The organism is Microbacterium sp. CCNWLW41 (genome assembly GCF_037083505.1).
In genome coordinates this window covers 157,984-182,890 of sequence record NZ_JBAOJP010000010.1, presented here as the reverse complement: position 1 = coordinate 182,890, position 24,907 = coordinate 157,984, and the positions used below count along the sequence as shown (strand labels likewise).

The window sequence follows — 24,907 nt, the reverse complement described above, 5'->3', positions numbered from 1 at the left end:
GAACACCCATGCGCACACGCACGCTGCGTCGCGCCGGCCTGATCGCCGTCGCCGCCGGTGCCGTCGCGACCCTGGCGGCCTGTTCGTCGGCGCCATCCGCGTCCGTCGGCAGCGGCGTCCAGACGCCGTCGGACGCCGCCGGGTCGCGGATCGCCGTCTCGTACGACGGCGGCATCGTCGTTCTCGACGGCGAGAGCCTCGAGCCGGTCGCCGACTTCACCGCCGAGGAGTTCACCCGGCTCAACCCGTCCGGCGACGGGCGCCACGTGTTCGTCACGATGAGCGAGGGCTTCCAGGTGCTCGACACCGCGGCGGGAAGCACGGACGATCCCGAGCTCACGGATCTGATCTTCGAGGCCGACGCCCCCGGCCACGTGGTCCGCCACGGCGGCAAGACGATCCTCTACGCCGATGGCACGAGCGACACGACGATCTTCGACACCGACGCGCTGCTCTCCTCCTCCGGCGAGCTGCCCGAGACCGAGACGATCCCGGGCGTGGAGGCCCACCACGGTGTCTCGGTCGTGCTCGAGGACGGCACCTTCCTCACCACGGTCGGCGACGCCGACGGACGCACCGGCATCTCGGCGAGCGACGAGTCCGGCGCGGTGATCGCCACGAGCGACGCCTGCCCCGGCGTGCACGGCGAAGGCACCGCGGCCGACGAGGCGGTCGTGTTCGGCTGCGAGAACGGCGCGCTGCTGTACCGCGACGGCGAGATCCTCAAGCTCGACGCCCCTGACCAGCCCTACGGCCGCATCGGCAACGCGTACGTGAGCGAGACGAGCCCGCTCGTCGTCGGCGATTACAAGAACGATCCGGATGCCGAGGGCTACCTCCTCGGTGCGGTCGCGGTCATCGACACCGAGGCCGGCACGCTCGAGGTGGTCGACCTTCCCGAGGGCGTCGAGTACACGTTCCGCGACATCGCGCGCGGGCCCGAGGATCTCGCCTACATCCTCGCGACCGACGGCTCCGTGCACGTCTTCGACCCGGCCGCCGGCGAGATCGTCGACGCGTTCCCCGTCATCGAGGCGTGGGAGGGTCCCGCCGAGTGGCAGGATCCGCATCCCGCGATCGTCGTCGAGGGCGATATCGCCTACGTGACCGAGCCCGCCTCCGACGAGATCCACGCCGTCGATCTCACGACGGGCGAGATCGTGGCGACGGCCACCCTCGACATCGCGCCGAACGAGATCGCCGTGGCGGCCGGCTGAGGCGGCTAGCCGCAGCGGGGGCGGGCTCGATGGCCCGCCCTCGCTCGCGGACTCACCACCACCAGCTCCGCCCCTGGAGCATGTCGCCGAAGTCCTCGGGTGAACCTCGCCCTGTATTCCGCGCCCCGAGGTAGCTGTCGACCACCGCGCGTCCGAGGTCGTCGAGCTCCGGCGCCACGACGTGCCCGCCGGCGCGCCGGGCGAGGGCGTCGATGAAGCGGGCGAGGCCCGGATCCTCCCCCAGGCGGAAGAACGTCGTCTGGGCGCCGAGCCGCTGCACGGTGTCGAGCTCGCGCACCGTGGCCGCCACCGTGTGCGGGTCGGGCGGATACGCGAAGAACACGCTCCCATCGGTGCGCAGGTGGGACGTGGGCTCGCCGTCCGTCACGATCAGCAGCACCGGCTGCGCGGTGGGGTTGCGGCGGAAGTGCCGCTGCGCCAGCAGCAGCGCGTGCTGCAGGTTCGTGCCCTTGTCCCACACCGCGTCCTTCGCAGTGAGCTGCTCGATGTCGATCACCTCGGCGTGCCGGGCGAACGCGATCAGCTGCAGCTTGTCGCCGCGGAACCGCGTCGAGATGAGGTGGTGCAGCGCGAGCGCGGTGCGCTTCATCGGCAGCCAGCGGCCGTCCATCGCCATCGAGAACGACGTGTCGACCAGCAGCGCGACCGCGGCCTGCGTGCGCTGCTCGGTCTCGACGACCTCGACGTCCCGCGTGTCGAGCCGCACGCCGGCCGCGACATCCGCTCCGTCGAGCACGGTCCGCAGCACTGCGTTCGACACCGTGCGTGGGATGTCCCACGGCTCGGTGTCGCCGAACGCCCACTCGCGCGTCGAGCCGGTGCGGTCGCCGGCGGCGCCGACGTTGCGCGTCTCGCGGCGGCCGGTGCGACCGGACTGCCGCGTGGCGATGTCGCGCAGCAGCGCCCGCCCCAGCTGCCGCATCGCCCGCGGGGTGAGCCGGAGCTGTCCGTCGGACGCCCGCTGCAGCATCCCGGTGTCCCGCAGCTCCTGCTCCAGCTCCCGCAGGGTGCGGGCGCTGACGGCGGCATCCTGGCCGATCAGCCGTTCGAGCGCGTCGAGATCGATGTCATCCATGCGCGCGCCGGGGTACATCTGGCCGAGCTGGTCGGTGAGCGAATCCAGGTCGGAGAGGTCCTGCATGATGCCGGTCGCCTCGCCGAGACCCGCCGGCTGATCCCCGGAGAAGGATGCCGAACCCGTCCAGTCCTCGCCGGGCCGGAGCGAGCGCAGATTGTCGTCGAGGCGCGACAGCGACTGCATGAGGTCGGGCGAGCCGAACGCCTGCTCGGCGAGGCTCAACAGTTCGTCGCGCTGCTCGGGGGTCATCGAGTTGAGCATCCGCTGCGCCGCCGCCGCGCGCTCGGCGAGCGTGTCGAGCAGCTCGTCGAGGTTCTGCGGGTTCTCGGGGAACTGGTCCCCGTGCTTGCGCATGAACTGGTCGAAGTCCTCCTGCGTGTCGTCGCCGAGGCGGCGCTTCTCGAGCAGGGCGTTGAGGTCGTTCAGCATGTCGCGGATCGCCTGGCGGTCGGCATCCGTCGCATTCTCGAGCGCGTTCTTCATACCGGCGAACCGCTGATCCAGCAGCTCGCGGCCCAGCAGCTCGCGGATCCGGTCGTAGTCGGCGCGGGCGCTCGGGCTCTGCCAGTCGTAGTCGGCCAGGTCGTTGACGGCCGCGGCGGTGCTGGGCGGCAGGTTCCCGAGCCGCATCTCGGCGAACGCACGGGTGGTGTCGTCGAGGTTCACGTCGCGGACGAGGTGCTTGCGCTCCTCGAGCACGGCCCGGTCGAGCAGCTTCCTGACCTCCTCGAGCGTGCCGTCGAGGCGGTGCCGCCGCGTGAGCTCCGCCCGGCGCTCGCGGACACGCCGGGCGAGGTCGTCGAGGCCGAGCCGGTCGCGGTCGCCGCGGCGGAGGTACTCGCGCAGCGCGCGGTCGGCAGAGGTCCCCTCCATCACCTCGCGCCCGATCGCCTCGAGCGCGGACTGCACCTCGACCGGCGGCGCGAGCGGGTCGCCGCCGGTGTAGCGCCCATACCGCGCGGTATGGGCGGGGGTGCGATGGAAGGAGCGGGGCATTACCGGATGCCTCCTCCCGGCGTGGAGACGCCTGGGCGCGGCATCCGCTCATCCATAGACGGTCTCACCGCCCGCGCTGTCCTTGCCGATGCGCTTGTCGAGGTAGAGGGACTCGAGGAGCAGTTCGAGCGCCCCCGCGCGCTCGCCCGGGGTCTGCGCGCCGAGGCGCTCGGCGACCTGGTCGTAGAGATCGGACTCGCCGAGCACCGGCATGGCGGCCAGCACATCGGCCGCCCGCACCTGCTCGCCGGTCATCACGGTGGCGCCGTCATGGAGGGCGTCGGCGAGCGCGCGGGCGTCGAGCCCCCGCAGGTGCGCGCGGGCGGTGTCGGCGACGGCGGTGCGCAGCAGGTGCTCGAGGATGGCGCGCTCGCGCCCCTCCTCCCCCGTCTCGAACTCGATCTTTCCGCCGAGCACGTCGACGGCGGTCTCGAGGTCCACGGGCCGGGCCACGGCGACGTCCTCATGCTGCCGTGTCGCGCGGTGCAGGGCCGCCGCGGCGATCGTCTCGGCGCCGGCGATCGCGAACCTCGCCGATACGCCGGCGCGCTGATCGACGGCATCCGATTCCCGGAGATTTCGCGTGAAGCGCGCGAGGATCTCGAGGAGGTGCTCGGGAACGGCGGCGACGAGGTCGGCCTCCTGGCGGATGACGGCGATCTCCTCGTCGATCGTCTGGGGGTAGTGCGTGCGGATCTCGGCGCCGAAGCGGTCCTGCAGCGGCGTGATGATGCGGCCGCGGTTCGTGTAGTCCTCGGGGTTGGCGGTGGCGACCACGAGCACGTCGAGGTCGAGGCGCAGCACGTATCCGCGGATCTGGATGTCGCGCTCCTCCATGACGTTCAGCAGCGACACCTGGATGCGCTCGGCGAGGTCGGGCAGCTCGTTGATCGCGACGATGCCGCCGTTGCTGCGCGGCACGAGCCCGTAGTGGATCGTCTCGGGGTCGCCGAGCGAGCGCCCCTCGGCCACCTTGATCGGGTCGACGTCGCCGATGAGGTCGGCCACCGACGTGTCGGGGGTGGCGAGCTTCTCGGCGTACCGCTCGCTGCGATGGCGCCACGCGATGGGCAGGTCGTCGCCCAGTTCGCTGGCGCGGCGGACGGATGCCGGGGCGATGGGGTGGAACGGATGCTCGCCGAGCTCCGACCCCTCGATGACCGGGCTGTACTCGTCGAGGAGTCCGACCAGGCTGCGCAGGAGGCGGGTCTTGCCCTGCCCACGCTCCCCGAGGAGCACGATGTCGTGACCGGCGAGGAGCGCCCGCTCGAGCTGCGGGATGACGGTGTCGTCGAACCCGTGGATGCCGGGCCACGGGTCTTCGCCGTCCGCCAGGGCGCGGAGGAGGTTCTCGCGCAGCTCGATGCGGACCGGCCGGTAGGTGTGACCCGATGCGCGCAGCTGCCCGGCCGTCGTGATCCCCGAAGGCGAAGGTGTCATGCCCGGGAGGCTACGCCTGCTGCGGCGGGGCGAGGGCCGGACCGAGGGAAATTCTCGGGGACGGGGTCGGGGACGGGGTTTGGATGGGTGGGGCCGCCCATGATTCGGTGCGACCGCCCCCACCTGCGGACGGTGGGCTTGCGCGTGAATCCATAGGCTAGTCGTATATATCTTCGAGTGTCTGAGGCTCATGCCACAATGAAATATGGACATCTTCTCCGATCTGCAGGACGCGATCAGCGCCCTGCAGGACGCCCTCGGAGACGGCGATGCCGCGCGGATTCCGGCGACCGTGCACGGACTCGGCGACGACGAACTCCTGCGGGTGATCCGGAGCGCGACGACGCTCGTGCGCGCCGGAGAGTCCGTCCGTATCGCGGCGTCGGGCGTCGTCGCGGCGCGCTCGACCAGGGATGCCGGTCACAGCGGCCTCGCACAGAAGAACGGGCACCGGTCCGCCGTGTCGCTCATCCAAGACCTGACTGGCAGCACCCGCGCCGACGCGACGAAGCCGGTGCGCATCGGGGAAGCCATGGCGACATCGATCGTGTCAGCGCCTCCCGACGCTGACGCCGGCGGCGACTCGGGGACAGCGTGCACGACGTCGGCTGCGCCGCCCTGGCACGCCCCGCTCGGCGAGGCCCTGTTGGTGGGCACGCTGACGTCCGCGCAGCACGACGCCATCTTCCGCGGTCTCGGCGATCCGCCCGCGGGCGTCGACGACGAACACGCCGACGATACGGCGGCGCACGACGCGTGGGCGCTCGCGGCACAGCAGCTGGTCGATGAAGCGCAGGTGCGCACCGTCGAAGAACTCGGGACTGCTGCTCGCGCAGTCCGCGACGTGCTCGACCCCGAGGGCGCGCAGCGCCGCTTCGACGAGCGGTTCGACGCGCGCTCCTTCCGCACCTGGACCGACCGCGACGGCGTGCGCCGCGGCAGCTTCACGTTCGACGACGTCGGCGCCGTCGGCATCGACACCATCATCGCCACCGCGCTGCGCCCGCGTCGCGGCGGACCGCGCTTCGTCGATCCCGACGAGGCGGCGCGGGCTCAGGAGCTCTCCGACGATCCGCGCACGAACGATCAGATCGCCTACGACCTGATCATGGACATCATCCGGGCCGGCGCGCTCGCCGACGCCTCGACGGTGTTCGGCACGCGACAGGCCGGCATCCGCATCGTCGCCACCCAGGATGCCCACGACGGCGCCATGACCGGACGGCCGGCGGTCGCCCTCGTCGAAGACACCGGTTCGACGCTGCCAGGCTGGGTCATCGCGGCTCGAACCTGCTACACCGCGACGGTCACCGTCACCCTCGACCCGTCCGGCAATCCGCTCCACCTCGGCCGCGAAGCACGACTGTTCAGCCCGGCACAGCGCGTCGCGTTGGCGGTCCGTGATGGCGGATGCCGCATCCCCGACTGCGACCGACCCGCCTCGTACTGCGAGGCGCACCACATCGACCCGTACGCGCACGGCGGCCGCACCGACGTCGATCGGGGCATCCTGCTCTGCGCGTTCCACCACATGAACCTGCATCATCATCGGTGGCGCATCACCCGCGACGGCACGGAGGAGTTCGTCCTCCATCGCCCCGGTCTGCCGCCCGTCCCGCTCCCCATGCGGGTCGCTCGACGCTACGACTTCGGCGACCTCGCTCCTCCAGGTCGAAGACTCCACCCCACCGGATAGCGGCGTGCCGGCGCCGAGTGCGCCGCGGGGCCGCGGGTCGCCCTCTATCCTTCGGAGACGAGAGCCTCGTCCGTCGCGGGGCCGCGGGTCGCGGCATCCGTCGTCCCCTTCTTCCGTCGATCACGCGCGGCCGCGACGATCGAGATCGCGGCGTAGAGGAAGAGCCCGCCGGCGACGACCGCGAGCACGATGGTGCGGTTCGAGCCGTTGAGGACGTTGTTCACCCAGCCCAGCAGCGGCAGGCTGTACCAGAGCGTGCCGCGGACCTGCACGGACCTCACCGGCTCCGGATCGACCGCGTCATTGTTGTCGCCCTTCGTGATGAAGGTCAGCTCGCCATCCGCATACGTCTTCGAGACCACGCGATGACTCACGACAGCCGCCTCGCCCGACCGGATCTGATACGTGATCACATCGCCCACGCGGATGTCGTCCACCGGCGTCGGCCGGATGACGACGAGCGTCCCCGGCGGCAGCCCCGGCTCCATCGACTGCGTCAGCACCGTCATCGCGCTGCCCCCGACCACGACCGGCAGACCGACCACCGCGACGGCCACGCCGAGCAGCAGCACGAGGATCGACGCACTCAGCGACACGGCGAGGTAGTGCAGCAGGCTCTGGCCCTCGTCGCGCCGACGAGACGCGGCGCGGCCGGTGGGCGCCGCGTCAGCGATCGTCTCAACGGACGCGGTGTGCGGCGGAGCTTCGGTGGTCATCGTCATGGGAATCGATCTCGCAGGGGTTCAGGCGCAGTGGTAACGGGGGCCGGACTGAGCCGACTCCGACGGGTTCGTGGTGCGGGTGACCTCGACCGGCGCGCTCGCGGACGCCGTCGTCCCCGAGGCCGAGGTCTCGGTCGCCTCGACGGCGAGGGAGTACGTGCCGTTCTGGGCGATCGCGGTGCCGCTCAACACAGCCGAGACCGTCGCATCGGCGCTCGTCACCGTCGCAACGGTGGCTCCGGACGCGACGTCGTACAGGCGGTACGAGATGGCGGCGGTGTCGGTGCGGTGAGCGGGGGCGCTCCACGTCAGGCGGATGTCGCGTCCACCTTCACGCAGACACGTCGGTGTGCCGGCGGCGGCCAGCCGGTAGGCGGTCTGCGTGATCGAGGCGGCGGTCGCCGACGTCGTCCAGTGCGCGCCGACCGCGCCGGTGACGCTCAAGGTGGCGGTTGCGCTCTGCCCCTGCAGCTCCGCGTTCGTGGCGCCCTCGATCTGCGTCGAGACGCAGACCCTGACGCTCGCACCGGCGGCGAGTGTGCGTGCCGCCGCGGGCAGCGCGGGAGCAGTGTCGGCGAGCGTCGTCACGACCGCGCCGACGGGAGCCGTCGCACCGCACGTGCCGGTCCACAGCCGCAGGGTGGTCTTCTGGGCGAGCGTCGTGCTGCCGGTCACCCGGTTGGCGAGGGCATACGACAGCGGCGCACCGCCGGCGTTCGTGATCGTGAGCTCGCCGACGACCGCCGTCGAACGACTGCCGGCGTAGCGGTACGTCGTGGTCAGCGCACCCGTCTGCGCCAGCGTGGTGGCGACGGCCGCGGACGAGGTGGACGCCGACACCGACGCGCTCGCGACCCATGCGGCGGTCGCCCCACCCGCGCCGCCGAGCACAGCGAGGGTGACGAGCGCGGCGATCGGTCCGAGGTGGCGACGGCGGATCATCGGTGCACCTGCGTTCCGGAGACGGTGAGCGAGAGGACGGATGCCGCTCCCCCGGCCGCGTCCGCCGGTGCATCGTGCGGCAGGCCGACGCCGATGCACACGATGTGCGAGGCGCCGGGGGCGAGGGTGAGCTGCAGGTCGGAACCGGTGGCGGCGCCGACCCGGGTGGTCACCGTCGCCGGCACTCGACCGGCGGTGCAGTCCGCGGCCGACGCGGCCGTGCCGGCGGTGACGGCGACCGCCGCCGTGAAGGCGGTGGCGCCGGCCGAGCTCGTCACCGGGTCGATCGCGAGGGCGAGCGCCGTGGTGCCGGTGTTGCGCACGGTGGTCGGTGCCCAGACGGTGCGGCCCGGGTAGAGATCGGTGGCCGAGAGCTCGAGGGGCGAGGCGGTGAGGCCCGCCGATCCGGCACGGAGCGTGACGGCGGATGCCGCCGGCGCCGCCGCCGTCCAGATCGCGAACGTTCCCCCGCCGGCCAGGACGCCGAGGACGATCGCACCGGCGGCGCCCAGCGCACCCAGCAGCAGGCGCCGGGGCGCCGTAGCGCGACGGGTGTCGTGCTGTGCGGCATGGCGGCGGGGGCGGCGGGTCATGGCGGGGTCCTCGGTCGGTGTCGCAGCGGGAGAAGGGGGCGGAGCGGGCGGCGTCCGCCGGAGGGCCCGCCTCTTCGGAGGCGGGCCCTTTCGGATTACTCGACGTCCTGCGTGAGGCTGACGGTCAGCGCGTCGAGGGTGACGGCGCCGTTCATCGCGTCGTTGTTGCCGCCGACGACGTCGCCGTACGGGAAGGCGATGGTGACCGTGACGGTGACGTCCTCGCTGACGACGCCGGCGCCCGGGGTGACGGTGAACGTCGGGCCGGTGCCGCTGATGCCGGTGCCGGAGGCGGTGAGCTCGGCAGAGTCGGTGAGGTAGCCCGCCAGCGCCACATCAGCGGGGTTCCCCGCGTCGGCGGGTGCGATCGACGAATCGGTCAGGGCGAGCGTCGCGCTCAGGCTGTCGCCCTCGGCACCGACCTTCATCGTCTTCGTGTAGGTGAGCACGTCGCCGGGAGCGACGGCGTAGTCGGCGATGGTGATCGGCGAGCCGTTGGCGGTCCAGGTTCCCTCGGCCTGCGCGGCCTCGACGACCAGGTTGCCCGACACGATCGACGCACCCTGCGCCGACGCCGACGAGTTCCAGGTGGCGAACGTGCCCGCGCCGCCCAGCAGCAGGATGACGCCGGCGGTAGTGGCGATGGAGGCCTTGACGATCTTCTTCATGGGAGTGTCCTTTCGCGGGAAGCCCGCTCTTCATCTGCGGAGTCAGAGGTGCCGGGACCTGCGCGGCCGGTCTCCCGATCGCTCCTCGAGCACGATGAAAGTCTTCAGCCCGCGCCGCAACGTCCGGCCGAGTGACCGCCAGCGCTCCCGCAAGGCATCCGCAAGATCTGCGTGACCGTGGGAGCGATCCCATCCGAACCGCAAGATCAGCGCAAGAACATCCCGAACGCACTTTTCGCGCGGGTTCGGTGTGCTAATCGCCCAGCGGTCAGCGGTTGTCGCCGGAGACCTCGATCAGCACCTTGCCCACCGCGCCCTGCTCGACGGCGTCATGGGCGGCCGCCGTCTCCTCGAGCGCGAACCACGTGAGCGGGAGCCCCGCTGCCTCACCCACCGGAAGCGCACCGTCGCGCAGCGCAGCGGTGATGTCCTCCGCGGCGGCCTGGAGCGCGGCATCCCCCACGGTGTAGAGCAGCAGACCCTGGAGCCGCACGTTCTTCGCGAACGTGGGCCGCACCGGGATCGTGGCGGCCGCGCCGCCGTTGTCGGCGTAGTACGCGATCGAGCCGTGGTTGGCGACGACCTGCCCGTCGAGATCGGCGTTCTGCGCGATCGACACCTCGACGATGTGGTCGACGCCGCCGGGCGCGAGCGCGGCGACGCGCCCGACGGCGTCGCCGTCACGGTAGTTCACGACGTGGTCGGCGCCCGCGGCTCGCGCGAGCGCGGCCTTCTCCTCGCTCGAGACCGTCGCGATCACCGTCGCCCCCGCCCACACCGCGAGCTGGATGGCGGCGTGCCCGACGGCACCCGCTCCCCCGGCGACTAGCACGACCCGCCCGTCGAGCGATCCCGGCGACAGCCGTGCCGGCCCGAACTCGTGCACCGTGAGCGCCCGGTGCGCCGTCATCGCGGGCACGCCCAGGCTCGCTGCGACATCGAAGCCGATCCCCTCGGGCAGTTTCACGGCGCGCTCAGCGGGGATGACCGTGAACTCCTGCGCGGTGCCGGTGGGTCGCTGGTGCTGGGCGAGATACAGCCACACACGGTCGCCGACCGCCAATTCCATCACGCCCTCGCCGACGGCGTCCACGACTCCGGCGCCGTCCTGATTCGGCACGACCTCGTCGAACGCCGGCGTGGATCCGGCGGAAGCGCGCGCCTTCCAGTCCGTCGGGTTCACCCCGGAGACGGCGACCTTCACGCGGACCTCCCCGGGCCCGGGTTCCGCGGGCTCCCGCTCCGCGAGCGAGAGGACGGACGAGCTGCCGGTGCAGGAGTAGACGATCGATCGCATGCGACAAGCCAACGCGGCGGCGACCGCGGGCATTTCCGATCGCTAGACCGGCCGCCCGGCGCGGCTCATGGCGTCGGCGAACCCGTCGAGCAGGAGCTCCAGGCCGTACTCGAACTCGGCGGCGTCGTCCTGCCCGGCGAGCGTCGGGCCGATCTCGGTGACCAGCGGGAGCAGCTTCTCGGCACTGGCATCCTGCATGCTGTCTCGGATGGGCGGGGTGATCGCCCTCGCCTCGGGCGAGAAGTAGCCGCCGACGTCGATGTCGAGCGTGCCGAGCGAGTAGGCGGCGAGTGCGCGGTAGCAGCGCGCGGTGCTGAGCGCGTCGAAACCCGCACGGCGGAAGGACCGGAAGCCTGCTTCCACGAACGCGAGCGCGTCGGGGGTGTGGGGCGGGAACCTATGGATCAGGCGCGCGGCGTTCGGGTGGCGCATCGCGACATGACGCACCGAGCGCATGATGAACCGCATCGCGTCGCGCCAGTGGACGTCTTCGGGGGGCGTGTCCACTTCGGCGAGCAGCAACTGCGCGACGGCGTCGAGAAGGGCGTCCTTGTCGGCGAAGTACGTGTACAGCGACATCGCGGACGTGCCCAGATCCTGCGCCAGTCTGCGCATGCTCAGGGCGTCCACGCCGTTCGCGTCGATCGCCGCCAGGGCCGCGTCGGCGATCACGCGCTGTGAGAGCTTTTCTGCCAATTCCGAACCTCCTGCTTGACAGCGTACATCGTACGCTGCATCATGTACGACGTATCCGTACACCGTAAAGAGATATGACTACACCGTAAGGAGTTGAGATGTCCGAGATCCGGGAAGCGACGCCCGAGGACGCCGCGGTGCTCGACGAGATGGTGCGGGAACTCGCCGCCCATGAGGATTCGCTGGAGCACGTCCTCGTCGGCGCTGCCGAGTGGCGCACCCTGCTGGCGCGTCCCGAGGTGACCGTGCTGATCGCCGAGGCCGAGGGCGAGGCGGTCGGGTTCACGTCGATGGTGCGCCGCCTGCACCTGTGGAGCGGCCGAGACCTCCTCGCACTCGACGACCTCTATGTCCGGCCGGGCCATCGCGACAACGGCGTCGGCGGCCGGCTGATGAACGCGGCCGCGCGTCTGGCCTCCCGCGACGATCTGCTCGTCGTGTGGGGCGTGAGGCTCGACAACCACGCCGGCCAGCGCTTCTACGCACGCCTCGGCGCGACCCTGAGCACGAAGATGGCGGCCTCCTGGACGCCCGACCGCTACCGCCGACACCTGACAACGACCATCCACTGACAACGGGAGCAAGAATCATGACCACGATCGCCATTCAGGCAGCCGACCTCGTGAAGACCTACGGGTCGGGGCCCGCCGCCGTCCGCGCCCTCGACCGTGCCAGCCTCGCCATCGCGCGCGGCCGGTTCACCGCCATCATGGGCCCCTCGGGGTCCGGCAAGTCGACGATGATGCACGCCATGGCCGGGCTCGACACGGTCGACTCGGGAAGCATCCGTCTCGGCGACCTGGAACTGACCGGGCTCGGCGAGAAGCAGCGCACGCTCCTGCGGCGCACCCGCATCGGGTTCATCTTCCAGTCGTACAACCTCGTTCCCGCGCTGACGGCGCGGGAGAACATCGAGCTGCCCCTCCGCCTCGCCGGGGCGCGGGCCGACAGTGACTGGGTGAACGATCTCGCTGACACGCTCGGCATCGCCGACCGCCTCACCCACCGACCGGCCGAGCTCTCCGGCGGTCAGCAGCAGCGGGTGGCCGTCGCCCGCGCCCTGGCCGCCCGCCCGGAGGTCGTGTTCGCCGATGAGCCCACGGGTGCCCTGGACTCCCGCGCCTCTCAGGCGCTCCTGACCTTCCTGCGCCGCGCCGCGCGCGAGTTCGGTCAGACCATCGTGATGGTCACGCACGACCCCTCGGCCGCCGGGTTCGCCGACCGGGTCGAGTTCCTGTCGGACGGCGCCGTGGTGGATGGGTTCGACGACCCCACCGCCGCGAGCGTGCTCGACCGGATGGCTCGCTTCGACGCCGCAGTGGAGGTGGCGGCATGATCCGCTTCGCCCTCGCCCAGCTCGTCGCGCACCGCCTTCGCCTCGCCCTGACGGTGATCGCCGTCATGCTGGGGGTCGCCTTCGTCTCGGGCAGCCTCATCCTCAACGACACCGCTCAGAAGCTCTTCGACGACCAGTTCGCCACGGCGGCCGCCGGTGCCGACGTGACGGTCCGCACCGCCACCGCGTTCGACTCGGGTATGGGCGTGGAGGTCGAACGGGATCCGCTCGCCGCCGGAGTCCTCGAGGAGGTCGCCGCCATCCAGGATGTCACCGCCGCGGTGCCGGTCGCCAAGGGCGCCGCCCGTCTGGAGCGGGATGCCACCGACCTCGGAGGCATCCAGCTCTCCACCTGGGTCGCGCCGCCCATCGGCTCCTATCCCCTGCTCGACGGCGATTCCCCGTCGGGCCCGGGTGAGGTCGCCCTCGACAAGGCCACCGCGGATGCGCTCGGCCTCGGCGTCGGCGATCGCGTGACCGTCGTCGGCGAGCAGCGCGTCGACGCCCGCATCGTCGGACTGGTCGGATTCGGCGAGGCCGACGGGCCGCCAGTGGGTGCCGTCGCCCTCGCGACGCTCGCCGGCGCACAGTCCGCGCTCGGTCTCGGCGACGGGCTGAGCGAGCTCCTCATCACCTCCGACCTCCCCGTCGGCGATCTCCAGCCGCTCCTGGCCGACGAGCTCGGCGGCGACGTCCAGGTCGCCACCGCGCAGGACCTCGCCGCCGCCGGCGCCGAGCAAGCCGCCTCGAACCTCGAGATGCTGCAGATCGTGCTCGTGGCGATGAGCGTCGCCGCGCTCGTCATCGGCGCCTTCCTCATCGCGAACACGTTCGGCATCGTCATCTCGCAGCGCACGCGCGAACTGGCGGTGGCACGCGCCGCCGGCGCCACCGGCGCGCAGGTCGCGGGGTCGGTGCTCGTCGAGGCCCTGGTCGTGGGAGCCGTCGCCGCCGCAGCCGGAGTGGTGCTCGGCATCGCCAGCACGTACGGCCTCCGCGGCCTGTCGCGCACCTTCGGCGTCAGCATCCCCGACGGCGACCTCGTCGTCCAGCCGCGCACCGTCCTCATCGCGCTCGCGGTCGGCACCGTGGTGACGGTCGCGTCGGCTGTGGGCCCGGCGCGGCGCGCCGCGACCGTGTCGCCGCTGGCCGTCATGCGCGCCGGTGCCGCGGAGGCGCGCAGCGTGGGTCGCGGACGGACCATCACCGGTGCGGCGCTGCTCGCCGTCGGTGCGGTGGTCGCCGCGCTGCCCACGTTCGGGGCGCCCGTCGTGCTGCTGGGCGCGGGTCTCATCATCGCCCTCGTCGGGGTCGTCATGGCGGGTCCCGCTGCGCTGCGGCCGCTGGTCGCGGCGGTCGGTCGCGCCGGCGCCGGCACGGTGCCGGGGCGACTCGCCCGGGACGCCGCCCTGCGCGCGCCCCGGCGGACGTCAGCGACCGTGATGGCGCTCGCGTTCGGACTTGCATTGATGGCGTTCGTCTCGGTCGTCGGAGCATCCGTGAAGGCGGCGACAGGCGCGCAGTACCGCGAGGTGATCTCGGCCGACGTCGTCATCGAGAGCGCCGGCCAGGAGATGCTCGGCGGGGTGCACGCGTCCGTGTACGACGAGGTCCTCGGCGTTGCGGAGGTCGGCACCGCGACGCGACTGAAATACGGGCACTGGAAGGACGGCGAGTCGACGTCGGCACTGACCGCCTTCGACCCGGAGCGCATCGCCGACGTCGCCGGCATCCGGATGGTGGACGGCAGCCTCGGGGCCTTGACGGGAGGCGGTGTGATCATCGCCGAGCGCGTCGCGGCCGACCGCGAGCTCGGAGTGGGCGACGAACTGCCGATGACCTTCGCCCGCACCGGCGAGCGCTCGCTCCCCATCGTCGGCGTCATCGCCGACAGCCCCGCCCAGGCGCTGCAGACCGACTACTTCGTGTCGCTCGACACCTACGCCGGGCTGTTCACCGAAGACATGGACGCGAGCATCTTCGTCACCGCCGCCGACGGCACGACCCCCGCGGAGCTGACGGCGGCGCTGGGAGCGGCGCTCGACGACCACCCGACGGTGCAGGTCCGCGACCAGGCCGCCGTCATCGCCGGCCGCACGCAGACCGTGGACCAGATCTTCGGTCTGGTCACAGTGCTCCTCGGTTTCGCGATGGTCATCGCCGTGCTCGGGATCGCCAACACGCTCGCCCTGTCGATCGTCGAACGCACGCGTGAGATCGGACTGCTCCGCTCCGTGGGGATGTTCCGTGGCGGGGTGGCGCTGATGGTGCAGACTGAAGCGGTGATGGTCGCGGTGGTCGCGCTCGTCACCGGGCTCGCCCTCGGTATCGGCGCCGCGTTCGCCGCGGTCGGCGCGTTGTCGACGATCGCGCCGTTGGGGATCGTGATCCCCGTCGACCAACTCGTCGCGCTCGTCGTCGTCGTCGCCGTCGCCGGGCTCGTCGCGGGCCTCGCCCCCGCCCGCCGCGCGGCGCGGCTCCCCGTTCTGGAGGCGATCGCCCATGTCTGAGAACCGCCGGCTGTCCCTCGTGCTCACGCTGGTCGCCGCCCAGCTGGTCGTGATGATGGACTCCAGCATCCTGAACGTCGCGCTGCCCTCCATCGCGGAGGACCTGGACCTCTCGGCCACCGCCACCGCCTGGGTGCTCAACGCCTACTTCCTGACGTTCGGAGGGCTGCTGCTCGTCTCTGGCCGCGCCGCCGACATCGTGGGGCGCCGGCGGATGTTCCTCGCCGGCGCCGCCGTCCTGACCATCGGATCCGTCGTCGGCGCCCTGGCGGCCGACGAGGTGACGCTCATCTGCGCGCGGCTGCTCCAGGGAGCCGGGGCGGCCATGCTGAGCCCGGCGGCCATGTCGGTGATCCTCGCGCGCTTCACCGGCGAGGACCGCACCCGGACCATGAGCTGGTGGGGGGCGGCATCCACCGTCGGCGGGGCGCTCGGCGTCACCGTCGGCGGCATCCTCACCGGTGCGTTCGGGTGGAACAGCGTGATGGTGGTCACCGCCGCCTTCTCCGCCGCCATCCTCCTGGCGGGCTGGGTGATGCTCCCGGTCGACGAGAAGGGATCGCGGCGCTCGTTCGATGCGACGGGCGCCTCCCTGGTCACCGTCGCCGCGGTCGCGGTCGTCTACGCGGTCCTCGCCGCGCCCCATGCCGGTCTCATCTCTCCCGAGGTCATCATGGCGGCCCTCGCCGCGGTCGGTGCCGGACTCGCGTTCGTGCTCGTGGAGCGGCGCGCGTCAGACCCGATCCTCTCCCCGTCCGCGCTCCGCGACGCGCGGGTCTCCGGTGGCATCGTCGTGAACATGCTCGGGGGTGCGGCGCGCATCGCGTGCTTCGTGCTCGTCGCCCTCCTCATCCAGCAGGTCCTCCGGTACGCCCCCGCCGTCGCCGGACTCGCGATGCTGCCGACGTCCCTCGCCGGGTTCGCGGTCAGCACCCTCGTGCTGCCGCGCGTCCTCCGTCGCTTCGGACCCGAGAAGGTCGTGCTCGCGGGGCTCGGGATGCTCGTGGTCGCGCACCTGCTGTTCGCGTCGATCGACGCCGGCGCGCCGTACATCTGGCGCGTCCTGCCGGTGCTGATCCTCGCGGCCACGGGCGTCGCGTTCAGCTTCACGCCGACCACCCTCGTCATCGCCGACGGCATGGCCGCGCGCAACGCCGGAGTGAGCTCGGGGCTGGCATCGGCCACCGCGCAGATCGGGGGCGCCATCGGCATCGCCGTCTTCGGCGCCGCCAACGCGGCGGCGTACGCGGCGACGGTCGACGCCGGCGGTACGAGCGCGGCCGCCGTTGACGCGGGCCTCGCGGCCGCGCACCTCGCCGCCGCCGGCAGTGCCGCCGCAGCCATCCTCATTGCGATGCTGACCTTCCCGGCCCTGCGGATCCCCGGCGCGGCGCGGCGCCGGGCGGGGCAGGCCCGCCCCGCCGATCCGCGCTGAGTCAGACCCCGACGTCCCGCATCGCGACGGGGAGCTCCCGCGCCAACTCCCCCGCGAGGAAGCCGAGTCCGAGGCGCGCGCCCAGCAGCCGCCCCGCGCGGCCGTGCGTCCACGCTGCCCAGACCGCGGCCCGCGACGGCTCGAGCCCGCGCGCGGCGAACCCGGCGATCGCGCCGGCGAGCACGTCCCCACTCCCCGATGTGCCCAGCCCGGCGTCGCCCTCGTCGACGCGCCAGGCGCGGCCGGACGGGTCCGCGACCACGCCGTAGCAGTTCACCACCGCGTCGAAGCGGCGTGCGATCTCGCGCACGTCGTCCACGTGGTCGTCGAGGTCGCGCCCCAGCAGGATCCCGGCCTCCTCCTTGTTCGGGTTCAGCACGAGCCGCGCCGGCAGGGCGCCGCGGTCCACATCGCCGAGCACACCGAGGGCGAACGCGTCGAGCACGAGCACCTCGGGGCCCACGTTCGCGACGGCGAGCAGCGTGGCCCGGGTCTCGTCGGCGTCGGAGAATCCGGGACCGACGAGCACGGCATCCGCCGACTCGAGCTGCTCCCGCAGCGCGCCGCCGAGGGGCGTCTCGGCATCATCGGGGAGCGCGAGGATGCCGGCTTCGGGCAGCGCGATGCCGACGTGGGCGTCGATGGACTGGGGCACGGCGAGCGCGACGCGTCCGGCGCCGACGCGGAGCGCGGCCTCGCCCGCCAGCAGCACCGCACCGGGCGACGTTCTCGAGCCGCCGACCACCACGACGTCTCCGCGCGACTTCTTCGAGTCCCCGGGATCGGGCAGGCCCCAGCCGCGCAGCAGCGACTCGGTGACGCGCTCAGGCCGGCTCGACATCGGGGCTCCCCGGGTGCGCGGTGACGTCGGCGCCCTCTCGCCGCAGGTGCGCGACGTCGGAGAAGTCGACGAGCTCCCAGCCGCGGTCGCCGCGAACCAGGTGGGTGACCGACCCGTTGAGCACGGTGTGGTCTTCGGCGAACGCCAGCAGCTCGTCCTCGCGGAGGGGCAGCAGCACGTACAGCACGAGCATCACCACCGCGTCGTGGGCCACCATCAGCACGCTCTCGCCCGGACCGTCGAGCGCCTCACGCAGGAACGAGCGCAGCCGCAGCGCGACGTCGGCCCATGACTCCCCGCCGGGCGGGCGGTGGTAGAACTTGCCGAGGTGCCTGCGCCGGGCCATCTCGTCGGGGTGGCGGCGCGCGACACCGGTCCGGGTGAGCAGATCCAGGATGCCGAGCTCGCGGTCGCGCAACCGCTCGTCCACCACCACCGCGGCGTCCGCGCCGGACGCGTCGAGGGCGAGTGCGAGCGTCTCACGAGCCCGCAGATACGGCGATGCCCAGAAGGCGTCGATCGTCGCCCGCCGGTCGTGCAGCCATGCGCCGAGCGCCGTCGCCTGCTCGCGACCCGTATCGGACAGCGGGACGTCGGCGTCGCGCTCGTCGAGGGGGATGACCTCGAGCCCGTCGATCTCGGCTCTCGTCGCCGCGACGTTGCCGATGCTCTCCCCGTGCCGCACCAACCACAGCTCTCTGACCGCCATCACCTCAGGCTAGGCAGAACGCCCGGCGCGGGCACCCCGTTGACACGAGGTGCCCGCACCGGGCAGACGACCGCCGTCCGACGTCAGTTTGCGATGCCCCCGCACAGCACCGGAACCGTCGCCTCGAGCGGGATGGCCGCACCCAGCGACGACGAGCGGCTGGCGAACGGGTCGTCCGGGTTGAACGCGTACTGGCCGTTGCCGTCGAAGTCGATGCCGTGCACGATGACCTGCACCATCCCGGCGTCCGCGTACCCCGGGACGCTCGTGAGCGTGCGCTGGTAGAAGAGGTATCCGCTGGCGTCGGCGACCGCGAACCGATCCAGCGCGAGGGCGCTGCTGGGCGAGACGTCTCCGGTCGAGGTGAGCGAGGTGAGGATGCCGCCGTAGAACGGCACGCCGTCGACCACCGTCACCACTCCGTCCGGGCCGGCCGCATCGGGACCCGGGCAGCCGAGGTCCGCGGCATTCCCCGGCACGCCGTGGAGATGCATCGCGTGGGGCAGGTTCGGCGAGAGGCCCCACGCCTCCACCGTCACCTGCAGTTTGCCGTTGGGCAGCGCCTTGACCCGTGTGGTCCCGCTGGCCTGGCCGCCGGGCACGTCGGCCGGCTGGATCGACTCGAGGTCGTAGCTGTAACTGGCCACGGTCGCCGACGGGTTGTCGTCGTGAGCAGCGGATGCCGCTCCTGCGGTCCCCAGGACCAGGGCCACTCCCGCCGCGGCGGCCGCGACGGCTCTTGAGATTCTCATGGGATGGACTCCTTCGTCTCGCGGCGTCGGCCGCGCCCGCGACAGCGGAAAGGCTGTCGCGGGTGATTCGGAGCTCGGACCGATTCGGATGCCTCCGGACCGGTCACGACGCGACGCGGCGGCCACCCGATCCGGGTGACCGCCGCCCGCTGCGCTCAGTCGTCGCTGTCCGCGCCGGTCGCCACGACGGCGAACTCCGCGTCGAGGTCGATCTCGATGAACTCGCCGCCCGCCGTGAGCACCGTGACGTCCCACGGCGAGGTGCTGTCGTCGTCGGCCTCGATCTCGACGATGCGCCCGTCGGCCTCGGCGAGCGCCGCGTCGACGATCGCCGCGATCGCGTCGGCGTCGAGCACGTTCTGGGGCGCGGTGTCGTCCGCGTCGGCTTCCTCGGTGGAGGTGACGGATGTCTCCCCGGCGGCGTCGACCCGCACCTCGGTCTCGGTGCCGTCCTCGGTCTCGAGCGACACCTCGGCGCCGCCGTCGCGCTTCAGGTCGATCGACACCGGCTCGCCCTCGCCGGCGCCGGACGCGGCCTCGACCATGGCGACGAGGTCGTCGGCGGAGTCGGTGCCGAGGTTCGACAGGTCGCCGGACGCGCGGTCGTCGGACGCGTCGTCGTCGGCAGAGCCGTCGTCGGCGGAGCCGTCGTCGGTCGCGTCATCGGCGCCGTCGTCCGACACCGCCGAGGCGATGGCGTCGCCGGCGTCGTCGGCCTCGTCGGCGATCGCCGAGCCGATGGCGATGCCGCCGCCGGCGAGGATCGCGGCGGTGAGCACCGCCCCGCCGGCGATCAGCAGGCCGCGGGTGCGGCGGCGCTTCGGGGCTGCGGGAGCGGGAGTCGGCGTCACCGTGGCCGTGGTCGCGTCGGTCCGGGCGGCGTCTGCCTGGGCGGCCTCTTCCCGGCCGGCGTCGACGGGCTGGGGCGTGGAGGGGGAAGTCTCGGGGGTGCTGTTCTTGTCGTCCATGATTCGATGGTGCAGGCCGGCCGCTGAAGCACGCCTGAAGCGTCCTGAAGGCGTCTTCAGGATGCGGCGGGCAGCACGACCGAGAACCGCGCCCCGCCGAGCGGCGAGTCCTCGACGCGCACGCCGCCGCCTTCGACCTCCGCGATCGCGCGGACGATCGCGAGCCCCAGGCCGCTGCCGCCCGCGTCGCGGGCGCGCGCCTCGTCGAGCCGCACGAAGCGCTCGAAGATGCGATCGCGCTCGTCGGGCGGCACACCGGCGCCGTCGTCGTCGACGGTCAGCACCACCTCCGCGCCACGCCCTGTCACCCCGATAGCAACCGCGGATCGTGCGTGGCGGGCGGCGTTGTCGGCGAGGTTCCGCACCAGCTGCCCCAGCAGCCTGGCGTCGCCGCGCACCCGCGCCGCGCGGATGCCCGACCCGTCCACGGTGGCGCCGCCCGCGCGCAGCCGCCGCACCTCGGCGAGCGCGAGGTCGTCGAGGTCGACCAGGTCCTCGCGGAGCGCCGCCTGCTCGTCGAGCCGCGTCAGCAGCAGCAGCGCATCCACGAGCTCCTGCATGCGCAGCCCCTCGTCGTGGACCACCCCGGCGAGGTCGTCGACGGAGGTCGCGTCCGGATGCAGCTGGGCCAGCTCGGCGTGCTGGCGGATCGTCGCGAGCGGGGAGCGCAGCTCGTGCGAGGCATCCGACACGAACCGCCGCTGCGCGGTGGCCGCGGCATCCAACCGGTCCAGCATGCGGTTCATCGTGCCGGCGAGCGCGGCGATCTCATCACCCGAGGCCGGCACCGCGACACGGCGGTCGAGGCGGTCGGCGGTGATGTCGTCGACCTCCGCGCGGATGCGCGCGACCGGGCGGAGGGCGCGCCCGACCACCCACCACGTGATCGCCGCGACCAGCCCCGTGACGCCTGCGACGGCGACCGCGAGCAGCAGCGCCACCGTCGCGAGCGTGCCCTGGTCGTCCTCGATCGAGACGGCGAGCAGGAGGGCGCCGTCGTCGAGGTCCTCCCGCACGACGAGCATCGGCTCGCCATCGAACGTGGCGACGCTCGCGCCCTCGCCGTCGGGCAGGTCGCCGCCGTCGGCCTCCTCCGACGCCGCCACGACGCGGCCGTCGTCGTCGAGGACCTGCACGATGTCGTCCTCCAGCTCGGTCACCGCCGAGAGCCCTTCCGTGTCGACCCGCGCGGCCAGCTGCTCGGCGCGCGCCTCGGCGCCGCGGACGGCGGCATCGCGGATGCTGGAGGAGAGGATGCCGTAGAACGCCAGCGCCCCGGCCACGAGCGCGGCGGCGACGACCAGCGTCGCGGCCGCGGAGATGCGGGTCCGCAGCGACCGGCGGCGTCGCTCAGCCACCGTCGGCCGCCAGACGGTACCCCGCGCCGCGGACGGTCTCGATCGCCGCGCGACCGAACGGCCGGTCGACCTTGCGCCGCAGGTGCCCGACGTACACCTCGACGATGTTGGGGTCGCCCTCGAAGTCGTCGTTCCACACGCCGGCGATGAGGTCGCGCTTGGAGAGCACCTGCCCGCGGTGGCGCATGAGGTGCTCGAGCACCGAGAACTCCCGCGACGTGAGGTCGATCTCGGCGTCCCCGCGCCACGCCCGGCGGGCTCCCGGATCGAGTCGCAGGTCGCCCGCCTCGAGCACTGTCGGCCGCTCGACCCCGCCACGGCGGATGAGTGCACGCAGCCGCGCGACGAGCACGGCGAACGAGAAGGGCTTGGTGACGTAGTCATCGGCGCCCGTCTCGAGCGCCTCGACCTGGTCCCACTCGCCGTCCTTCGCGGTGAGCATCAGCACGGGCGTCCAGTTCTCCTCCGCGCGCAGCGCCTCGCAGACCCGCCAGCCGCTCATGCCCGGCATCATGAGGTCGAGCACGATCGCGTCGTACGCGGTCTCGCGGGCTCGCCACAGTCCGTCCACGCCGTTGTGAGCGACATCCACGCCGAAGCCTTCGGCTTCCAATCCGCGACGGATGCCGTCGGCCAGGCGCACCTCGTCATCCACCACCAGAATCCGCATCCGCTCCAGTCTGGCGCTCGGCGGCTGAATCCCGCCTGAAGCGCGCGCCGCTCAGTCGTCGCCGTCGTCGCCCTGGTCCTCGAGCCGCTTCTGCTCTTCCTCGGCCTGCTTGCGCTGCTCCTCTTCGAGCTTCTTCTGCTCCTGCTCGGCCTTCTTCTGGGCCTCTTCGGCTCTCTTCTGGGCCTGCTCGGCCGCCTTGCGCTCCTCGTCGGTCATGCCGGGGTCGACGACGACGTCGTTGCCGGAGTCGTCGGCCGGCGGCTCGGAGGGTGCGGGGTCGGCGGGGACGGTCAGCGCCGGCTCGGGCGAGGGACTGGGGGCGTTCAGGGCCGAGATGCCGAGCACGGCCGCGAGCCCGACCAGGGCAGCACCGAGCCCCGCCCCGATGAGGGCGACGGGACGCGGGCGCCGACGGGTCCGACCGACGTCGTTCGAGCGCGCCGGGTCCGCTGCCGCAGCGGAGCCGGGGGTCGAGGCGGGACCGGCCGGACCGGCAGCAGCGGCACCCGCTCCCGCACCCGCGATGCCCGCGAGCGGCGCGACGAGCGTCGGTCCGGTCAACGGAACAGTCGCAGCGGTCGCGTCGGTCGGATCCACGGCGGCCCCGGCCGTCGGCATCCGCTCCGTCAGTCCGCGGGCGGCCGCCGCGACCTCGGCAGCCGTCGGGCGCGCGCCCGGCTCGGTGCCGAGCATGCGCGTGAGCAGCTGCGTCCACCCCGGGCCCAGCGAGGCGGGCACGACGGGCGGGTTCTCCAGACGCGCCAGCGCCGCAGCCATGCCGCCGCCGTGCGGGTGGGCGCGGTCGCCGGTGAGCGCCTCCAGCAGCACGAGGCCGAGCGAGTAGATGTCGGAGGCGGGGGCCGGATCGCCGCCGCGGAGCTGCTCGGGTGCGAGGTAGGCGACGGTGCCGATGACCAGGCCGGGCGACGTGAGTCGCGAGGTATCGAGGAGGTACGCGATGCCGAAGTCCGCGAGCTTCGCGCGCGGGCGGGCGCCGGGGATCTGGGGCGGGCTCAGCAGCACGTTGGAGGGCTTGATGTCGCGGTGCACGACGCCGGCCTTGTGCACGACGTGCAGCGCCTCCGCCAGCTCGGTCGCCAGATGCGCCACGATGTCGGGGGGCAGGGCGCCCGCCGCGAGTCGTGCCGCGAGCGTCGGACCGGCCACGAACTCCATGGCCAGGTACTCGGGCCGGCCGGGGACCAGGCGGGCGTCGTAGAGCGTGACGAGCGACGGGTGGTTGAGCGAGGCGAGGACCGTCATCTCGCTGTGGGCGCGCTCGGAGGAGGAGCCGTCGACACCGGGCCGCATGATCTTGATCGCGACGGTACGCCCGAGCATCACGTCCTCGGCGCGGTAGACGCGCGCCATGCCGCCTTCGCCGACGCACTCGTCCAGTCGATAGCGACCGTCCAGCAGCGCAGCGGTCTCGTCGGCCTTCGCAGGTGTCATCCGCTCTCCCTGTCCGGGGCGCAGTCGCGCCGGGGCACTGTCGACGCTAGTCGGCGCGCGGCGATCGCGCCGCCTCTTGACCACGCGGCGCTCAGGCGGTCCGGCCCCAGGAGAGTCGGTGACCGGCCGCGGAGAACAGCTGCCGGCGCGGCCCACCGCAAGAGCCGCGCCGGCAGGGCCGGGTCACTGCCCGACGATCACCTCGATCTCGGCGAAGAGCTGATCGACTGCGGCATCCACCGTGATGGTCCCGAAGCCGAGCTCCTGACCCAGCGCCTTGAACTTCGCCTCGACCGACCCGTAGCCGACGATGGGCACGGGCGGCGGGTCGCCGAGCCTGTCGGCGATGGAGGCCTCGTAGTCGAGGATCTGCTGGGCGATCGCATCGAGCTCGATGCCGTCCCGCTGCGTCTCGGATGCCGGCATGCCGCGGTTCGTGCCGAAGATCGCCCCCGCCTCGGGGCTGTTGACCATGAAATCGATGAACGCGGCCGCCGCCTCGGGGTGGTCGGTCGTCTGCGCCGCCGACATCAGCATGCCGGCTTTCATGTACAGATCCTTCGCCCCCTCGTCGGTGACGGGAGGCGCCACGAGCTCGAGCTCGGTGTACGGCTCGCCGAGGTTGGCGAGGTAGCCCGCACCGAAGTTGTCCCACGTGATCTCGGAGAGCTGCTCGGCCGCGTCGAAGCCCGACATCGGCGACAGCTCCTCGAGCCGCTGCTGCGGCGTGACGACGTCGTCGTCGCGCAGCGTGACGCCGCGGTTCCAGAAGTCGGCGAGCTCCTCCTTCGTGAACCCGACCTCGCCGTCCTCGGTGAAGACGGACTTGCCCTCCGAGCGCAGCGCGAGCTCGAACGTCTGGATGAAGCCGGTGGGATTGCTCCCACCCCACGCCTGGACGCCCGCCTCGTTCGCCGCATCGCGCACGTCCGAGAGCCACTGGTCGTAGTCGTCCCAGTCGCCGCCGGTGAACAGCTCCGCCCCGACCTCGTCGGCGAGCATCGGGTTCTGGAACATGCCGAGCGCGTTGGTCGAGATCGGCATGCCGGCCGTCGCGTCGCCGACCTTCGCGATGTCGAGCACGTTCTGCTCGTACCCGTCGGTCGCGATGACCCCGCCGAGGTACGGGGTGAGGTCCAGGAGCAGCCCGTTCTCGGAGTACTGACGGACGTACGTCATGTCCATCTGGAACACGTCGGGAAGATCGCGCCCGGCGGCCTCGGTCTGCCGCTTCTCCCAGTACTCGTCCCAGGCGAGGAACGTCGAGTTCACCGTGATGTTCGGGTGCTCCTCGTTGAAGGCGGCGATCGCCTCGTCGTACATCTCGGCACGGACGTCGTTCCCCCAGAACGCGAAGTCGAGGGTGACCTCCTGATCCGGGTCCGGCGTGCCGGCACCCTCGGGGGCATCGCTTGCACACCCGGCGAGCAGGCCGAGCGACGCGGTCAGCGCGATCCCGGCCGCCAGTCTCCTACTGCGGAACATCATCGTCCTCTCAAGAAAGTGTTCG

The 24,907-nt window shown here is 72.4% G+C and carries 22 protein-coding genes; 6 read left to right on the top strand and 16 right to left on the bottom strand.

What is annotated here, in order from left to right; translation table 11 throughout:
- Window positions 1–8: 8 nt before the first annotated feature.
- Window positions 9–1,217 carry a zinc metallochaperone AztD gene (aztD, locus tag V6R91_RS29290; RefSeq protein WP_336398210.1) on the top strand — a complete coding sequence of 403 codons (1,209 nt, stop codon included), beginning with the start codon at window positions 9–11 and terminating at the stop codon, window positions 1,215–1,217.
- 52 nt (window positions 1,218–1,269) lie between these two features.
- On the opposite strand, the gene V6R91_RS29285 is transcribed toward aztD, so the two are convergent.
- The gene (locus V6R91_RS29285; RefSeq protein WP_336398209.1) at window positions 1,270–3,312 is read right to left on the bottom strand and encodes a VWA domain-containing protein; all 2,043 of its coding nucleotides are present in this window, start codon (window positions 3,310–3,312) and stop codon (window positions 1,270–1,272) included.
- A gap of 48 nt (window positions 3,313–3,360) precedes the next feature.
- Window positions 3,361–4,752, bottom strand: coding sequence for an AAA family ATPase (locus V6R91_RS29280; RefSeq protein ID WP_336398208.1), 1,392 nt, complete (start codon window positions 4,750–4,752; stop codon window positions 3,361–3,363).
- 205 nt (window positions 4,753–4,957) lie between these two features.
- Here V6R91_RS29280 and V6R91_RS29275 point away from each other — a divergent pair, with 205 nt between their 5' ends.
- A complete protein-coding gene (locus tag V6R91_RS29275) occupies window positions 4,958–6,448 on the top strand; it encodes an HNH endonuclease signature motif containing protein (RefSeq protein ID WP_336398207.1) in 1,491 nt (496 codons plus the stop codon).
- 44 nt (window positions 6,449–6,492) lie between these two features.
- Here V6R91_RS29275 and V6R91_RS29270 read toward each other — a convergent pair whose 3' ends face one another.
- The 6 genes from V6R91_RS29270 to V6R91_RS29245 form a co-directional block, all read right to left on the bottom strand.
- On the bottom strand, window positions 6,493–7,164 hold the full coding sequence (locus V6R91_RS29270) for a signal peptidase I (protein WP_336398206.1): 672 nt from the start codon (window positions 7,162–7,164) through the stop codon (window positions 6,493–6,495).
- Between the two features lie 27 nt (window positions 7,165–7,191).
- Window positions 7,192–8,112, bottom strand: a complete 921-nt coding sequence (locus V6R91_RS29265; RefSeq protein ID WP_336398205.1) for a hypothetical protein — start codon at window positions 8,110–8,112, stop codon at window positions 7,192–7,194.
- Window positions 8,109–8,705: a hypothetical protein gene (locus tag V6R91_RS29260; protein WP_336398204.1), complete on the bottom strand. Its 597-nt coding sequence runs from the start codon at window positions 8,703–8,705 to the stop codon at window positions 8,109–8,111. Before V6R91_RS29260 ends, V6R91_RS29265 begins: the two co-directional genes overlap by 4 nt.
- Window positions 8,706–8,800: 95 nt before the next feature.
- Window positions 8,801–9,373, bottom strand: coding sequence for an alternate-type signal peptide domain-containing protein (locus V6R91_RS29255; RefSeq protein WP_336398203.1), 573 nt, complete (start codon window positions 9,371–9,373; stop codon window positions 8,801–8,803).
- A gap of 268 nt (window positions 9,374–9,641) precedes the next feature.
- On the bottom strand, window positions 9,642–10,670 hold the full coding sequence (locus tag V6R91_RS29250) for an NADPH:quinone reductase (protein WP_336398202.1): 1,029 nt from the start codon (window positions 10,668–10,670) through the stop codon (window positions 9,642–9,644).
- A 42-nt stretch (window positions 10,671–10,712) separates the two neighbouring features.
- Window positions 10,713–11,366, bottom strand: coding sequence for a TetR/AcrR family transcriptional regulator (locus tag V6R91_RS29245; protein WP_336398201.1), 654 nt, complete (start codon window positions 11,364–11,366; stop codon window positions 10,713–10,715).
- A gap of 98 nt (window positions 11,367–11,464) precedes the next feature.
- Here V6R91_RS29245 and V6R91_RS29240 point away from each other — a divergent pair, with 98 nt between their 5' ends.
- Genes V6R91_RS29240 through V6R91_RS29225 form a run of 4 tightly spaced genes read left to right on the top strand, consistent with a single transcriptional unit; the run spans window position 11,465 to window position 16,647 of the window.
- Window positions 11,465–11,938: a GNAT family N-acetyltransferase gene (locus V6R91_RS29240; RefSeq protein WP_336398200.1), complete on the top strand. Its 474-nt coding sequence runs from the start codon at window positions 11,465–11,467 to the stop codon at window positions 11,936–11,938.
- 17 nt (window positions 11,939–11,955) lie between these two features.
- Window positions 11,956–12,702 (top strand): ABC transporter ATP-binding protein, encoded by a 747-nt coding sequence (locus V6R91_RS29235; protein WP_336398199.1) that lies wholly within the window; start codon window positions 11,956–11,958, stop codon window positions 12,700–12,702.
- Window positions 12,699–15,212, top strand: a complete 2,514-nt coding sequence (locus V6R91_RS29230; protein ID WP_336398198.1) for an ABC transporter permease — start codon at window positions 12,699–12,701, stop codon at window positions 15,210–15,212. The genes V6R91_RS29235 and V6R91_RS29230 overlap by 4 nt, the downstream gene beginning before the upstream one ends.
- On the top strand, window positions 15,205–16,647 hold the full coding sequence (locus V6R91_RS29225) for an MFS transporter (RefSeq protein ID WP_336398197.1): 1,443 nt from the start codon (window positions 15,205–15,207) through the stop codon (window positions 16,645–16,647). Before V6R91_RS29230 ends, V6R91_RS29225 begins: the two co-directional genes overlap by 8 nt.
- Before the next feature lies 1 nt (window position 16,648).
- Here the strand turns inward: V6R91_RS29225 and V6R91_RS29220 are convergent, their stop codons facing one another.
- From V6R91_RS29220 to V6R91_RS29185, 8 genes are all read right to left on the bottom strand, one after another.
- Window positions 16,649–17,488 carry an ADP-dependent NAD(P)H-hydrate dehydratase gene (locus V6R91_RS29220; RefSeq protein ID WP_336398196.1) on the bottom strand — a complete coding sequence of 280 codons (840 nt, stop codon included), beginning with the start codon at window positions 17,486–17,488 and terminating at the stop codon, window positions 16,649–16,651.
- Complete coding sequence (locus V6R91_RS29215) at window positions 17,472–18,197, bottom strand: histidine phosphatase family protein (RefSeq protein WP_336398195.1); 726 nt, start codon at window positions 18,195–18,197, stop codon at window positions 17,472–17,474. Before V6R91_RS29215 ends, V6R91_RS29220 begins: the two co-directional genes overlap by 17 nt.
- 83 nt (window positions 18,198–18,280) lie before the next feature.
- A complete protein-coding gene (locus V6R91_RS29210; RefSeq protein ID WP_336398194.1) occupies window positions 18,281–18,949 on the bottom strand; it encodes a hypothetical protein in 669 nt (222 codons plus the stop codon).
- 155 nt (window positions 18,950–19,104) lie between these two features.
- The gene (locus V6R91_RS29205) at window positions 19,105–19,917 is read right to left on the bottom strand and encodes a hypothetical protein (protein WP_336398193.1); all 813 of its coding nucleotides are present in this window, start codon (window positions 19,915–19,917) and stop codon (window positions 19,105–19,107) included.
- A gap of 56 nt (window positions 19,918–19,973) precedes the next feature.
- Window positions 19,974–21,275 carry a sensor histidine kinase gene (locus V6R91_RS29200; RefSeq protein WP_336398192.1) on the bottom strand — a complete coding sequence of 434 codons (1,302 nt, stop codon included), beginning with the start codon at window positions 21,273–21,275 and terminating at the stop codon, window positions 19,974–19,976.
- A complete protein-coding gene (locus tag V6R91_RS29195) occupies window positions 21,268–21,945 on the bottom strand; it encodes a response regulator transcription factor (RefSeq protein ID WP_336398191.1) in 678 nt (225 codons plus the stop codon). The genes V6R91_RS29200 and V6R91_RS29195 overlap by 8 nt, the downstream gene beginning before the upstream one ends.
- A 51-nt stretch (window positions 21,946–21,996) precedes the next feature.
- Complete coding sequence (locus V6R91_RS29190) at window positions 21,997–23,397, bottom strand: serine/threonine-protein kinase (protein ID WP_336398190.1); 1,401 nt, start codon at window positions 23,395–23,397, stop codon at window positions 21,997–21,999.
- Window positions 23,398–23,580: 183 nt separating this feature from the next.
- The gene (locus tag V6R91_RS29185; protein ID WP_336398189.1) at window positions 23,581–24,885 is read right to left on the bottom strand and encodes an ABC transporter substrate-binding protein; all 1,305 of its coding nucleotides are present in this window, start codon (window positions 24,883–24,885) and stop codon (window positions 23,581–23,583) included.
- Window positions 24,886–24,907 lie beyond the last annotated feature (22 nt).